Annotated in this window: 14 protein-coding genes and 3 pseudogenes; 8 read left to right on the plus strand and 9 right to left on the minus strand. The window is 69.2% G+C overall.

Annotated features, from left to right (window positions below; all coding sequences use genetic code 11):
• Window positions 1-9: 9 nt before the first annotated feature.
• From OG395_RS50390 to OG395_RS50400, 3 genes and pseudogenes are all read right to left on the minus strand, one after another.
• Window positions 10-213, minus strand: a pseudogene (locus tag OG395_RS50390) (LacI family transcriptional regulator); the annotation flags it as partial.
• Window positions 214-724: 511 nt separating this feature from the next.
• Complete coding sequence (gene gap / locus OG395_RS50395; RefSeq protein ID WP_327248890.1) at window positions 725-1,723, minus strand: type I glyceraldehyde-3-phosphate dehydrogenase; 999 nt, start codon at window positions 1,721-1,723, stop codon at window positions 725-727.
• 108 nt (window positions 1,724-1,831) lie between these two features.
• Window positions 1,832-2,788, minus strand: a complete 957-nt coding sequence (locus OG395_RS50400; RefSeq protein ID WP_327248891.1) for a GlxA family transcriptional regulator — start codon at window positions 2,786-2,788, stop codon at window positions 1,832-1,834.
• Window positions 2,789-2,812: 24 nt separating this feature from the next.
• Between OG395_RS50400 and OG395_RS50405 the strand changes: the two genes are divergently transcribed.
• Complete coding sequence (locus OG395_RS50405; RefSeq protein ID WP_327248892.1) at window positions 2,813-2,950, plus strand: hypothetical protein; 138 nt, start codon at window positions 2,813-2,815, stop codon at window positions 2,948-2,950.
• Window positions 2,951-3,562: 612 nt separating this feature from the next.
• Window positions 3,563-3,820 carry a hypothetical protein gene (locus tag OG395_RS50410; protein WP_327248893.1) on the plus strand — a complete coding sequence of 86 codons (258 nt, stop codon included), beginning with the start codon at window positions 3,563-3,565 and terminating at the stop codon, window positions 3,818-3,820.
• Between the two features lie 308 nt (window positions 3,821-4,128).
• Here OG395_RS50410 and OG395_RS50415 read toward each other — a convergent pair whose 3' ends face one another.
• A complete protein-coding gene (locus OG395_RS50415) occupies window positions 4,129-6,387 on the minus strand; it encodes a M4 family metallopeptidase (protein ID WP_327248894.1) in 2,259 nt (752 codons plus the stop codon).
• A gap of 383 nt (window positions 6,388-6,770) precedes the next feature.
• On the opposite strand from OG395_RS50415, the gene OG395_RS50420 reads away from it, so the two are divergent.
• Complete coding sequence (locus OG395_RS50420; RefSeq protein WP_327248895.1) at window positions 6,771-7,163, plus strand: hypothetical protein; 393 nt, start codon at window positions 6,771-6,773, stop codon at window positions 7,161-7,163.
• A gap of 122 nt (window positions 7,164-7,285) precedes the next feature.
• On the opposite strand, the pseudogene OG395_RS50425 reads toward OG395_RS50420, so the two are convergent.
• Window positions 7,286-7,604: pseudogene (locus tag OG395_RS50425) on the minus strand (sensor histidine kinase); the annotation flags it as partial.
• Between the two features lie 181 nt (window positions 7,605-7,785).
• Window positions 7,786-8,277 carry an FBP domain-containing protein gene (locus OG395_RS50430; protein WP_327248896.1) on the minus strand — a complete coding sequence of 164 codons (492 nt, stop codon included), beginning with the start codon at window positions 8,275-8,277 and terminating at the stop codon, window positions 7,786-7,788.
• Between the two features lie 71 nt (window positions 8,278-8,348).
• Between OG395_RS50430 and OG395_RS50435 the strand changes: the two genes are divergently transcribed.
• Both OG395_RS50435 and OG395_RS50440 read left to right on the plus strand, forming a co-directional pair.
• Window positions 8,349-8,918: a TetR/AcrR family transcriptional regulator gene (locus tag OG395_RS50435; RefSeq protein ID WP_327248897.1), complete on the plus strand. Its 570-nt coding sequence runs from the start codon at window positions 8,349-8,351 to the stop codon at window positions 8,916-8,918.
• Window positions 8,919-9,010: 92 nt separating this feature from the next.
• Window positions 9,011-10,189: a GDSL-type esterase/lipase family protein gene (locus OG395_RS50440; RefSeq protein WP_327248898.1), complete on the plus strand. Its 1,179-nt coding sequence runs from the start codon at window positions 9,011-9,013 to the stop codon at window positions 10,187-10,189.
• A gap of 148 nt (window positions 10,190-10,337) precedes the next feature.
• On the opposite strand, the gene OG395_RS50445 is transcribed toward OG395_RS50440, so the two are convergent.
• The 3 genes from OG395_RS50445 to OG395_RS50455 all read right to left on the minus strand — a co-directional run bounded on the left by OG395_RS50445 (window position 10,338) and on the right by OG395_RS50455 (window position 11,673).
• Window positions 10,338-10,466, minus strand: coding sequence for a Rid family hydrolase (locus tag OG395_RS50445; protein WP_327248899.1), 129 nt, complete (start codon window positions 10,464-10,466; stop codon window positions 10,338-10,340).
• An 83-nt stretch (window positions 10,467-10,549) separates the two neighbouring features.
• A complete protein-coding gene (locus OG395_RS50450; protein WP_327248900.1) occupies window positions 10,550-11,272 on the minus strand; it encodes a transposase in 723 nt (240 codons plus the stop codon).
• A 26-nt stretch (window positions 11,273-11,298) separates the two neighbouring features.
• Complete coding sequence (locus OG395_RS50455) at window positions 11,299-11,673, minus strand: hypothetical protein (RefSeq protein WP_327248901.1); 375 nt, start codon at window positions 11,671-11,673, stop codon at window positions 11,299-11,301.
• Window positions 11,674-11,775: 102 nt separating this feature from the next.
• Here OG395_RS50455 and sigJ point away from each other — a divergent pair, with 102 nt between their 5' ends.
• From sigJ to OG395_RS50470, 3 genes and pseudogenes are all read left to right on the plus strand, one after another.
• Window positions 11,776-12,693, plus strand: coding sequence for an RNA polymerase sigma factor SigJ (gene sigJ / locus OG395_RS50460; RefSeq protein WP_327248902.1), 918 nt, complete (start codon window positions 11,776-11,778; stop codon window positions 12,691-12,693).
• 118 nt (window positions 12,694-12,811) lie between these two features.
• Window positions 12,812-13,380, plus strand: a pseudogene (locus tag OG395_RS58785) (helix-turn-helix domain-containing protein); the annotation flags it as partial.
• A 165-nt stretch (window positions 13,381-13,545) separates the two neighbouring features.
• A complete protein-coding gene (locus tag OG395_RS50470) occupies window positions 13,546-13,752 on the plus strand; it encodes a hypothetical protein (RefSeq protein ID WP_327248903.1) in 207 nt (68 codons plus the stop codon).
• Window positions 13,753-13,788 lie beyond the last annotated feature (36 nt).

Consider the following 13,788-nt stretch of genomic DNA (forward strand, 5'->3'; position numbering starts at 1 on the left):
TCGAAGAATGGAGACGAACACGCCATTGACGTCCGGCCGTCGGTCGAGCAGTTCGGCCATCGCGCTGGCGCCGCTCTCCTCGGTGAAGTTGCCCTGGCACAGCAGCGTGGGATCGGCGTTGAGCCGGACGTCGTGGTAACCGTCAATCCGGTCCAGCGCTGACACCTGGTCGCGAGAGCCCGCAATGTGCCGGCGGCCGAGCGACACCAGATGCCCGGGGTTCGGGGGAAGGGGGAAGGTGCCCGGCCAGGTCCTTCGCCACGTGGTGCGCCGACCTGGCGGCTATGAGCGCGTGGGAGCCGCAGGCGCCGCGCGAGGCCGTGACGCGGGCGACGGCCTCCAGGGCCGGCGCCCGGTCGCGCGGTTCGGTGTCGAGCGAACAGTGTCCCCGGGCCTCACCTATTGCCTGGAGGGAAGATCGTTCGGCTGAAGCCCTGCAGTGCCTTTCGCCGTGTAGGCGACCGCCCTTCACGACCGCGTCTTCGTCTGTGGCCCTGGCCGGTTTCCCGGCCAGGGCCATACGCGTGACTGCGGCATAGCGCACGATGGATCCTCAGCCCGCTTGAACGGATGCCATGTACCGCCGAGTGCTGGGTGACGCGAAGTGCGACGAGTTGACACAGCTCAGCGCCGGTAGCGCCGGCCGCAGCGCATGCAACAGGTGTGGTCATCGCCAAGTTGAGCGTGACCGCTCACGCGAGACACGGTCACGCTCGGGGACCGTTCAGCGTGTGGCGAGGAGTTCCAGCGTGTCGATCACACGGTTGGAGAAGCCCCACTCGTTGTCGTACCAGGCGACCACCTTGACGTGGCGGCCGTCGACCCGGGTAAGGGCCGCATCGAAGATCGACGAGGCGGGGTTGCCGACGATGTCGGACGACACGAGCGCGTCGTCGGAGTACTCGAGGATGCCGGCGAGCGGACCCTGCGCGGCGGCGCGGTACGCGGTCAGCACGTCGTCGCGGGTCACATCGCGGGCGACGGTGGTGTTGAGTTCGACGATCGAGCCGACCGGCACCGGCACACGGATCGAGTCGCCCGACAGCCTGCCGTCGAGGTTGGGCAGCACGAGGCCGATCGCCTTGGCCGCGCCCGTCGTGGTCGGCACGATGTTGACAGCAGCAGCACGGGCGCGGCGAGCGTCGCGGTGCGGACCGTCCTGCAGGTTCTGCTCCTGTGTGTAGGCGTGCACCGTGGTCATGAAGCCGTGCTCGATGCCGGCGAGCTCATCGAGTACCGCGGCCAGTGGCGCCAGTGCGTTGGTCGTGCACGAGGCGTTCGAGACGATCGTGTGCACGGCCGGGTCATACGCTTCGGTGTTGACCCCGTACGCGAGCGTGACGTCGGCGCCGTCCGACGGCGCACTGACGAGAACCTTGTTCGCTCCCGCGTCCAGGTGGGCGCGGGCTGCCTTGGCCGATGTGAAGCGGCCTGTCGCCTCCAGCACGATCTCGACACCGAGGTCGGCCCACGGCAGCCGCGCCGGCTCCCGCTCGGCGACCACGGTTATGCGCCGGCCGTCGACGACCAGGGCGTCCTCGTCGACGGTCACCGGACGGCCGAGCCGTCCGGCGGTGGTGTCGTAGGCGAGGAGCCGGGCAAGGGTGGCGGGCTCGGTGAGGTCGTTGACGGCGACGATCTCGAGGCTGCTGTCGCGTTCCAGCAGGGCGCGCAGCACGTTGCGTCCGATGCGGCCGAATCCGTTGATGGCGATGCGAGTCATGTGTGGTGTCCCTTCGTGTTCATCACCAGCCTCGCGTGCGGGATCCGGCCATGGCCGTGGCGAGAGCGCCATGGTTCGAAAGGATCGCGCCAGGCGCCGGACGTCGGGCTACTCGCCCCGGGTGAAGGTGCGCCGGTACTCGCTAGGGGTGGTGCCGAGAATGCGCTGGAAGTGCATCCGCAGATTCGCGCCGGTGCCCAGACCCACGTCGTTCGCGATCTGCTCGACGCTGCGCTTTGAACGCTCGAGCAGCTCACGGGCCAGGTCGATGCGGGCACGCATGACCCACTGCATCGGCGTATACCCGGTGTCTTCGACGAAGCGCCGCGAGAACGTGCGCGGTGAGACCGCCGCGTGTTGGGCGAGGGATTCGAGGCTGAGAGGTTCGTCGAGCCGGTGCAGGGCCCATTCGCGGGTGGCGGCGAACCGTTCCCCGAGCGACTCGGGCACGCTCCGCGGCACGTACTGCGCCTGGCCGCCACTGCGGTAGGGGGCCGCGACCAGGCGCCGGGCCGCGTGGTTCGACGCCGCTACCCCGAGATCGCGGCGCAGGATATGCAGACACAGATCGATGCCCGAGGCGGCGCCGGCCGACGTCAGCACGCTGCCCTCGTCGACGAACAGGACGTTCTCGTCGACCCGGACGAGCGGATGCTTCTGTGCGAGCGCCCGCGTGTAGTGCCAGTGCGTCGTGGCGCGCTTGCCGTCGAGCAAGCCTGTGGCGGCGAGCGCGAAGGCACCCGTCGAGATGGCGGCCAGCCGTGCACCTCGGTCGTGTGCGGTGATCAAGGCATCGACGACGGCCTGTGGTGGGTCGTCGCGGTCCGGGAACCGATAGCCCGGGATGAAGACAATGTCAGCCCATGCAAGCGTGTCGAGACCGTCGGCGACGTGGTAGGCCAGTCCATCGCCTCCGGTCACAAGCCCGGGTGACGCGCCGCACACCCGTACCTCGTACGGCATACTTGCCCGGGTCGTGAAAACCTGCGCGGGAATGCCGACATCAAGCGGCTTCGCACCCTCGAGGACGAGGACGGCGACGCGACGCAGGCGGGAAGAGGGCATGGGAAACAGGGTACGAGGGCTCGCATGACGACCGATGACGTCGCCGCCGCGAACCTGCGCGGCCTGGAGCTGCGCGAGACCGCCTGCGGCCCAGGCCGTGAGGACGCTGGCCTCTTGGACGCGCTCTGGCCCAGGCCGACCCCGCCGCCTTCGGGACGCTGAGCACCGCGCTCGCCACGCGCGAGCGGACCACCTGACATGCCCCAGGTTCCCGGCGACCAGCAAGGCCAGATTCTAAAGTCTTGACGGACATTCGCTGCCCCGAGGACGAGACCATCAGGGTGTCCTGAACCGGCCCCAAGACAGGTCGTGATCAAGCAAAGTCAGGTAGTGCACCAGCGCCGTCCCCCTGGCGGGCCTCCGGCCGACGGGTCTTCGCGCGCCGGCCCGCGCCGGTCCCCGCCCACCGTCGGACGAAGGACCCGCCATGACCAGCCACATCCCCACGCCCACGCCCGCGCCCCGGCCCGACCAGGACCCCGCGTCGCTCGTCCGTGCCGCCTTCGCCGCGCTGAACCGCCATGACCTCGACGCCTGCACCCGGCTGATGACGGAAGACTTCGCCATCAACATCGCGGGGATGCCCTTCCCGATGCGGGATGCGACGCGTGGCGGCGGAACGCCGAGGTGCTGCGCGCCGTCTTCCTCGACTTTGAGGTCCGATCGACGACGTCTTCGGCTCGGGCGACCGGGTCGCGGTGCGGCTGACGATCCGGGGTACGCACCGCGGTGAGTTCCGGGGCTTCCCGGCCACCGGCCGGCTGGAGGTCGCTGATGGCCGTAGCCGCAGTCAGGACGAAGCCGCTGAAGCAGAAGCGGCTGCCTGCCGGGCAGCCGCGCGAATGGTACGAGTCCCACAACCGCAACCTGAAGGACATGCGCCTGGCCATCGCGCTGCTCGACACGGGTGTCTACCGCGCCGAGCAGACTCGTAACCGGCGGATATGCGCCACCGCCGCCCGGATCGGGAGCCACCCGCCGTCCAACACCACGTGCCGACTGGTGCGTTCCCTCATCCGCGACGCCCACTGAGTCGGGCGACCGGCGGCCCGCATCGGGCCGCCGGTCGTCACTTGACGGGGCGTAGCCGGAGGTGGGCGACCCCGGGGCGGCCGATGACCCTGGTGGTCTCGAACTCGCGGGTATGGTTGCCATCTCCTTGAACCGCCGCACTCCGAACAGCCGCACTCCCCCGCCCAGCAGCACAGGGACCAGGTGGATCTGCAATTCGTCCCGGGTCTCGCGGTCCGGAGCCCGGAGCAGCGTTCGGGCCCGACCGGTCACGGCCGGCCGGGCCCGGGCGGGAGGGGGCCCGCCGCCTCAGTGTGCTGCTACTGAGGTCAGAAGGTCAGCTTCCAGCTGTTGATGAAGCCGCTGTCGCCGCGGAACATGTCCTGGACCTTGAGCTTCCATGTGCCGTTGGCGGTCTTCTTGGAGGCGTCCACGGTGTAGGTGGCGAGTACGTCGTCGGCCGAGTCGCTGATGTTGGAATCCTTCAGCCGGTACAGCGTGCCGTCAGGGGCCACCAGGTCGATGACCAGGTCACCGCGCCAGGTGTGCTTGATGTCCACGTCGACCTTGAGGGCACTCGGTGCCTTGCCGGCGATCCCGGTGACGTTGACGTCCGAGAAGACCGCGGCGCCCCCGTCCGGGATGGCGACATCGGTGGTGTTCTCGAAGGTCTTGATCACGCTGACGACGTTCCAGGTGAACGTCGCGGTCGAGGAGGCGTTGGTCGAGTCCGTGACCGTGACCGTGACCGTGCTGGTGCCCAGCTTGGTGGGGGTGCCGGAGATCAGGCCGGTGGAGGCGTTGAGCGACAGGCCGGCCGGAAGGCCTGTCGCCGTGTAGGTCAGCGCACCCGGGTTGGTGCTAGTGGCCTGGATCTGCAGGCTCGCGGACTTCTTGACCAGCGTGGTCTGGAGGCCGGGGTCGGTGACCGTCACGCCCTCGACGATGCGGCTGCCGACGTTGATGGCGGCCCAGGCGTTGGCGGTGTTGTTGTAGGTCTCGCTGCCGAGCCCATACAGGTCGGCGGCCGCCTGCAGGGTGGCGGTGCGGGCGGCGGCGTAGTTGGTGGAGGAGGTCATGTAGGTCGACAGCGCGCGGTACCAGATCTTCGCGGCGGCGTCGCGGCCGATCGCGGTGACGGGCAGGCCGTCGGAGGTCGGGCTGTTGTAGCTCACGCCGTTGACGACCTTGGCGCCGCTGCCCTCGGAGGCCAGGTAGAACCAGTGGTTGGCCGGGCCGGAGGAGTAGTGGACGTCGATGCTGCCGATGCCGGAGTACCAGGCGTCCTTGGACCTGCTGTCCTTGCTCGGCTGGTCCATGTAGCGCAGCGGGGTGCCGTTGCTGTTGATGTCGATCTTCTCGCCGACCAGGTAGTCACCCGGGTCGGTCTCGGAGTTCACGTAGAACTCGACCGCCGCGGCCATGATGTCCGAGGTCGCCTCGTTGAGGCCGCCGGACTCGCCGCTGTAGATCAGGCCGGCGGTGTTGGAGGTGACGCCGTGGGTCATCTCGTGGGCGGCCACGTCGACGGCGGTCAGCGGCTTGGCGTTGGCCGAACCGTCGCCGTAGGTCATGCAGAAGCAGGAGTCGGACCAGAACGCGTTGACGTAGGCGTTGCCGTAGTGCACGCGGGAGTAGGCGCCGACGCCGTCGTTCTTGATGCCGTTGCGGGCGTGGACGTCCTTGTAGTAGTCCCACGTGGCCTGGGCCCCGAACGCGGCGTCAACACCGGCGGTCTGACGGTCGCTCGGCAGGCCGTTGCCCCAGACGTCGTCCGCGTCGGTGAACAGCGTGCCAGTGCCGGACGTGCCGCCGTTCAGGTCGTACGTCTTGTGGCCGCCGCGGGTGCCGTCGGTCATCTCGTAGGTCGAGCCCGACAGCGTGGTGCCGAGGGTGACCTGGCCGTTGTACTGGCCCGTGCCGGTGCCGGTCTCGATGCCCTGGTACTCGAACAGCTTGGCACCGGTGGTGGCGTCGGTGATGACGTGCAGCTCGGACGGGGTTCCGTCGTGCTGCACGCCGCCGATCACGGACTCCCAGGCCAGCACGGGCTTGCCGGAGGCGGCCCAGACGACCTTGCGGACGGTGCCGGCCTTCGGGGTGGTGGTGCCCTTGGCCTTGGCGCGGCCGAGTGCGAAGGTCTTCACCGAGTCGGCGCTCTTCACGGCGGTGGTCGAGGCGACCTTCACCGTCGCCTTGGTCGCCTTGCTGACGCCCTTGACGGTGCCGTTCGCCGCCGCGTGGACGACGAGGTCGCCGCCGAGGACCGGCAGGCCCGCGAAGGTCCGCTCGTAGCGGGTGTGCACCGTGCCGTCGGCGTCCTTCAGGACGGACTTCACCAGCAGTTGCTCCTGGCCGCCCAGGCCCAGGGTCCTTGCGGTGGTGGCGACGGTGGCCTGCGCGTCGGCGAGCAGCGTGGCGCGCTCACTCGGGCTGAGCTGGACCTGCAGCGCGCCGGCCCGGAGCTGCGCCTTGGGCGCTTCGGCCTGGGTGCCGGCGGTGGCGGACGTGGGGAGTGCAACGGCGATCATCGCGGCGGTTGCTAAGAGCGCGCTCGCGGCAACAGCCTTGCGGGGGGTCTTTCTCACGCGGAACTCCTTCTGCGGCGACCAGGGTTGCGGTCGGTGACAGCCCGGGCAGGGGGTACTGCCCGAGTAGAGCTGGTGGTGCGGTGAGGAGGACATGACTGCAGCGGTGCGAGATCCCTGTGGGGAACGTCTAGCCCCGTGCGGCCGATCAAGAGCCTGCCACTGTCGACCTGTGCATGTCATGTCCTTGATGGTGTCGGGTTTCTGACATGCCGGATTCCGACAGCCCGGGCGACTCCTTCCGGTGCTGGCCGCCGCGCACGGTGGTGCAGCGGCAGTACTCCGGCACCGCCGGATCTTCCGCACCGCCGCCCTGTGGGGCTCGGAAAGTTGTCGCTGCAGGTCAAGCCGCGTAGCGGTACTCGTTGATGACGCCGCCTAGGATGCGGGTGCGCAGGAGTCGGCAGTTTTCGGGCTCCAGCACGGTCGTGGGTTGCTGGTCGGCGCCGCTGCCTGCACCCGTCGCCGATCTCGTACGCGCCTACCTGGCGGAACAGCCCCGCCTCGTCCGCGCCAGCAGCCGCAGCACGGCCTGGCTGTTCCCCGGCCGACAGCCCGGACATCCGATGGACCCGACCAGCCTGCCCGACCAGCTCCAAGCCGCCGGAGTTCCCGCCCAGCGCGGCCGGACCTCAGCGATCCGCCAACTGGTCCTCCAAGTCCCCACTCCCGTCGTCGCTCGGGCCCTCGGCTACCACGACAAGACCACCACTCACCTGGTCGTCGAAGCCGGTGGAACCAGGAGCCGAGACGCCCCGGGCGATCACCGAAGGTGAGTCCCAGCCGCGAACTCATGCGGCCCCGGCTGTCTTGGCAGCCCACCCGCTACCTTCCTCACATGGAACGGGCCATTGGGGCCACTTCGGGTTCTCGCAGCGGAGCCCAAAGAAGTGCTTACAAACACGGCGACCATCACCGCCCCGCCCGAGGTGTTGGAGAGCAGACCGACCGGGACCATCGCGATGGCGAGGCCGACCGGCCACAGGCGCCGCAGCCAGGCCGCCGCGCAGGCGAGCGCGCCGAGCGTCTGGTCGAGGACGGCGGGGGAGTGTGGCAGGTCTGGTTCGTCGGGCATGGAGTGCGCGGCCGTCAGGCCGAGGGCGACGGCCAGCAGGAAGCAGGAGAAGTCGACGACCCAGTCGCGCGGTGCGCCGCGGCCGCCGGCCGGATGTGCGGGCGTCCGGGTCCAGCTCGTGGACCAGCGCGGACGGGAACAGTCACCGGCACCCCGCCAGGGCCTGAGGCGCCCGCGTCGGCTCGTCGGTACTCACGATCGACACATTGGACCTCGCGCTATCACGTGGCTGCCTGTCCACCCGATGATCGCGTAAGCGAAAGATGCCAATGGTGCCGCGTCACATCCGATGTGGGCGGGTGTGGCGTGCGTGGCTGGTTGTTTCATGTGGTGATCTTGGCGATGAATGCGGCGAGGTTCGTGACGGTCCGCTGGATCTTCTCCTCCAGGGTGAGGGACTCGTGGAGGCGTGCGCCGGCGCCCGCGTCCTTCTTGCCTCGCACGTACAGCGGGCAGGCGAGGTCGCTGCACATGTAGACGCCGACCGAGTTGCCCTGCTGCCCGGCCTTCCCGGACTTCGGTGCGACCATCAGGGAGACGCCCCCGGTGTGGGTGGTCACACACACCGAGCACATGCTGCGCCGCATCTGCCAGGAGCCCACGTCGGAGGAGCGCAGCTGGATGCCGACCGGGCGGCCGTCCAGTTCGGTCACGAGGTAGGCCCGGTCGGGGGCCTGGGGGTCTCGCCAGCCGAGGAAGTCCAGGTCGTTCCAGGGCTGCTCGGCCAGGTCGCGGGGGACGGACAGACGCTTCGCCTCGCCCTTGGTGCAGTTCACGAACGCGGTACGGATCTCTTGCTCAGTCAGCGGCTTCATGAACGACACGCTAAATTGCCTAAAGCCATTAGGCGAATGCATAATGGTTGTCGTTGGATAGGAGGAAGGTTATGGTTCGAGCAGGACTGACCACGGAGCGTCTGACCCGGGCGGGAGCGGAACTGGCCGACGAGGTCGGCTTCGACCAGGTGACTGTCTCGGCGCTCGCCCGGCGGTTCGACGTCAAGGTCGCGAGTCTGTACTCGCACCTGAAGAACTCCCAGGACCTCAAGACCAGGATCGCCCTGTTCGCGCTGGAGGAACTCGCCGACCGGGCCGCCGAGGCCCTGGCCGGACGGGCCGGCAAGGACGCCCTGGCAGCCTTCGCGGATGCCTACCGCGACTACGCCCGGGAGCACCCCGGTCGCTACGCCGCCGCCCGGCTCAGGCTCGACCCCGAGACGGCGGCCGCCAGTGCCGGCGTTCGGCACGCACAGATGACGCGGGCGATCCTGCGCGGCTACGACCTGACGGAGCCGGATCAGACACACGCCGTCCGGATGCTGGGCAGCGTCTTCCACGGCTACGTCAGCCTGGAGCTGGCCGGAGGCTTCGAGCACAGCCTCCCCGACGCGCAGGAATCCTGGGCCTGGATCGTGGATTCCCTCGACGCCCTGCTACGGAACCGGGCCACACCCTGACCAGATGAGGGCCGCACCGCCCGAGGCGGCCCGCCGCGCCGCGCCGCGGCGCAGATGAACAATCCGAAATCCTTGATCAACAGGCTGAGGCAATGAACACTGAGCACGACACGATCACCACACCTGTCACCGCGGACATTCTGCGCGGTCACCTCGACGTGGAAACGACCGCGCACGGTCTGTTGCCGCACCGGCTGCCCGCCTGGGCGCGCCGGCAGATCCCCGACGACCAACTGGCCGTGGCCGAGGCCCAGCCCTCCGGTGTGCGGTTGGTTTTCCGCACCCGGGCCACCACGATCGAACTGGACACGCTGCCCACCAAGCGGGTCTACCGAGGTTTCCCGGCCCCGGCGGACGGCGTGTACGACCTGCTGGTCGATGGCCGTCTCGCTGCCCAGGCCACGGTGGCCGGGGGCAACGTGCGGACGATCATCGACATGATCACCCAGTCCTCCGAGCTGTCGGAGGGGCCTGCCGGCACCGCCCGGTTCACCGATCTGCCGACGGGTGACAAGGATGTCGAGATCTGGCTCCCACATACGGAGATCACCGAGCTGATCGCCCTGCGCACCGACGCCCCCATCGAGCCGGCGCCGGACAGCGGGCGCAGGGTGTGGCTGCACCACGGCAGTTCCATCAGCCACGGTTCGAACGCCACGCATCCGACCGCCATCTGGCCGGCGCTGGCAGCTGCCCAGGGCCAAGTGGAGCTGGTCAACCTGGGGTTCGGCGGCAGCGCGCTGCTCGACCCGTTCACCGCCCGTGCGATGCGGGACACCCCCGCGGACCTGATCAGCGTCAAGCTCGGCATCAATGTCGTCAACTCCGACGTGATGCGCCTGCGCGCCTTCACCCCTGCGGTGCACGGCTTCCTCGACACCATCCGCGAGGGGCATCCGACCACGCCGCTGCTGGTCGTGTCCGCTGTCCTGTGCCCGGTCCAGGAGGACACCCCGGGCCCTCTCGCGCCAGACTTCGGCGGTGGGACCTTGCGGTTCAAGGCGACGGGCGATCCGGCCGAACGCGCCGCCGGGCGTCTGACGCTCAACGTCATCCGTGACGAACTGGCCCGGATCGTCCACCAGCGGGCGGCCGACGACCCGAACCTGCACTACCTCGACGGCCGTGACCTGTACGGCGCGAAGGACTACGCCGAACTGCCACTGCCCGACGAGGTCCACCCTGACCCTGCGGGACAGCGCCGCATCGGCGAGAACTTCGCGCGGCTCGCGTTCGGCGATGGCGGCCCCTTCGCCGCCAAAACCGCCTGACCAGATCGCGGTCACGCAGACCGCCATCTCTGCGTAGCCGCGCTGGTGCTGGGGGAGTTCCCGCCCGCGCGGCCGATGCGGGCCCGGGCTCCAAGTGCAGGCACATGAGGCTGGCTGCGTGGTGGTGATGGCTCCCCTCGGTGATGTCTCAGCGGACGGCGATCGCGGAAGTCTCGACCTTTGCGTCACGCGGCAGGCGCGCGACCTCGACGGTGGTCCGGGCGGGCGGAGCGCAGGAGCCGAAGAACTCGGCGTATACGGCGTTGAGATGAGTCAACTTCTCGGCCGTAAACGACCGAGCTTGTTGGCTCAGTCGTCTACACCTTGTCGCGCTCCCGACTGCCCCCTACGACAGGGCGGTCACGGGTCGCATCTACCAGTGGAGGAGGTGTTAAGTCCGTTGTGGTAGGGGTCCGTTGACGAGAACCCACGCCGAGCGTGCGCGGTTGCGCACGTTGACCCCGGCGACGTGATTGGCGCGGGGCCGGCGAGTCCGCACCGACGACAGGAGAAGGCGTCCCGGGTGGGACGGTTGTGTCTCGCTGTGTGTCCGCAACGCGGACACATCTGCGAGGTGTAGCGGGCGTCCACCGCGATCACCGGTACCCCGGCCCGCCGGGCCTTGTACCGCAAGTGTTCTTCGAGCTGGTGGAACGGCCAGGAGGAGAGCGTGGCCCGCTGGTCGCGGGAAGGCCGTACCCGGTCACGGATGCCGCTCAGTTCTTCGAGGGCGATCCCGCGTCCGGTGCGTTGTGCGACGGCCACGATCTCCTTGCTGATCCTGTGGTTGATGTGCGCGGCGTGCCGGGCTTCCTTCTTTGCCCGGCGCTTGGCCCGGCGGGTTGCCGAACGGCTCTGCTTCGCCTGCAGTTCGGCGCGCCCCGCTGGCTCCGCCGACCAGCACGACGGTCGCGCCCAGGGCGACCAGCGACCGCCGGAGCCGGCCGTCTGCATGGACAGCGGCGGCCCGCTGCTTGGCCGCACCTCCGCAGCCGTCCTGGCAGCTCTACGCCACCCGGCCACCACCGCCGCGGTGGCCGATCGAGTCGACATTTCCGTACCCTCCGTCGGCCAGCACACCATGATCCCGGCAGGCCCCGTATCGGACCTCAGCGCCGGGCCAGCGCCAGCACACTCAGACCGAACATCAAGACACCCAGGGGGAGATGGACCGACGGGACGTGAGCGATGCCGAGCACGACCTGGACCGAGGCGAGTACGAGGAAACCTGACGCGTGCCAGACAGGCCGGGGTGAGCCGCCGCCCGGCTTCCACGCCAGCACCGCCGCGAGCACGTACAGCATCGACGCCCCGTACATCACACGGGCTCCGACACTGTGCAGTGTCTCTCCGTAGGACGAGGTCAGCAGCAGTCCGGCGGAGATCGCCTGAAGGAAGATGGTCAGGGTCTGCAGGGCGATCGCGATCTGCAGGAACGAGGAGCTGCGCTGTGCGTTCGCCGTCGCTGTCACCTGAGTGGCCATGTCACAATCCCCTTTTTCCGCCCTCGGGCAGTAGATCGATAAGGTCTCACCAGCCCGACGACGCGGGCCTGTGAAAGGTAAGGCGAGGGGGCGGCTGGAAGCATGGGGACTGTCGGGACCAGCACAGATGAGATTGCCGGCGAGCGACGCCAACTGATCAATGTCGCTTACCGGTTGCTCGGTTCGGTGACCGAGGCTGAGGACGTCGTGCAGGATGCCTACGCACGCTGGTACGGACTGCCACGAAGCCGACAGGAGGAGATCCTTTCCCCCGGCGCCTGGCTGACGACGGTGACCAGCCGCGTCTGCCTGGACTTGCTCGGCTCGGCGCGGGTCCGCCGTGAACGTTATGTCGGCGTGTGGCTGCCCGAGCCGCTGCCCGACCGCACCGATTGGGACCAGGCGGGCGGCGCCGACCCCACTGGCCTTGCAGACCCCGCCGACCAGATCGTCCTGGACGAGTCGGTGGCCATGGCCTTCCTCGTCGTCCTGGAGTCGATGACGCCTGCCGAGCGGGTGGCGTTCGTCCTGCATGACGTCTTCCGGTACCCGTTCGCCGAGATCGCCAACGTTCTCGGCCGGACCTCTGCGGCCTGCAAGCAGCTGGCGGCCTCCGCCCGGCGGCGGGTGAGCGTCGCGCGCGCTCCGGTGACGGCGACCGGCCAGGCCGACGTGGTGAGGCACGTCAAAGAGGCATGGGAGACCAAGGACATTGCAGCCCTCGTCGGTCTCCTTAACCCGGACGCCGTGATGACCGCCGACGGCGGCGGCATGGTCGGCACCGTCCTGCGCCCGGTCGAGGGCGGCGCGCGCATCGCCCAGTACATGGTCGCCATTGCCGATAAGGCTCCGGGGCTCGAACTCCTGGAGCGGTCGGTCAACGGTGTGCCGGGCCTGGTGGCCCAGCGTGCCGGCGTCGTCATGACCGTAGCCGCGTTCGACGTCTCCGACGGGCGCGTCACCCGGATCTGGGCGGTCCGCAACCCGGAGAAGCTGAGGCCGTGGGCGCGGGAGGGCTAGGTGTGTTGTCCCGGGATGTTAGTGACGGGCGAGATGCGCTTCGTGGTGATTGAACGGATGTGGGCCTTCTGGGTTCGGTGTGGATTGCGACATCTCCACCGACCCGCAGGAGGCCCTCGTGTCCCACCGTAATGCCCTGCTGACTCCGACCGGCGGACTGCTTCTGGCCCGGTGCGTCGTGGAAGACGGCCGGCCACTGCGGCGGGCCGCGGAACGTTTCCAGGTCAGCCACACCACCGCGGCCCGGTGGGCCGACCGCTACCGAGCGCACGGCCTGGCAGGAATGGAGGACCGCTCCAGCCGTTTGCACCACCAGCCCCTCCGCACCCCTGCCGCCGTCGAGGAACAGGTCATCCGTCTGCGGCGCGAACACCGCATCGGCCCACTACGGCTGGCGGCCCGTGCCGGCGTCGCCGCCCCACCGCTCACCAGATCCTGCGACGTCACGGCCTGCCCGTTCTCACTGGGAGATCCCCCGCGCCCGCTGCGCTACGACAGGACCGTGCTCCCCGGCGCGGTCCGCGAGAAGCTGCGCACCACCGTCGCCGCCGAGCGCGGCCGGGCGTATGACGTCTTCGCGCACCGGCAGGCGGCGAAGCCCGAGCAACTGCTCGCGTACCCGGACGCCGAACCCGAGCACGACGGCCAGGAGCCAGAGACGCAGGCACGGCCTGGCTGAGAACGGCGGCTCCACCACGGCAGGGGAGTCCCTGCGGAACTTGGACCATCAAGGGCCTGGAAGCAGCCTCCTACGAGCTCCAGCGCCCGGTCACGGAGATGGGCTCCACCGCCCGCGGCGCAGGCTCCAGCGGGGTCCACCCACCCCGTCGCCGTCAACGGACCGTCATCGCGATGCTGCGCCCGAAGCCGGACCTCGCCCGGCTCACCGGGCAGCCGGCCGAAGCTCAGGCAGCCACCGAGGCTGCCGTCGACGCGCCGGACGGGATCTGCGGCTTCGGGTCGGAGGAGCGGTACATCCGCATCGCACGCTCACGCAACTCCAGCGGGTACTTCCTGAGGGCAGCCATGGTCGATGTTCCCCTCATGAGAACTATCTGACCCTCTGTCAGCGTCCTCCGCGTCTCGGGGGAACCT

Origin of the sequence: Streptomyces sp. NBC_01320, assembly GCF_035974375.1 — a bacterium.
GTDB classification, from domain to species: Bacteria; Actinomycetota; Actinomycetes; order Streptomycetales; family Streptomycetaceae; genus Streptomyces; species Streptomyces yanii.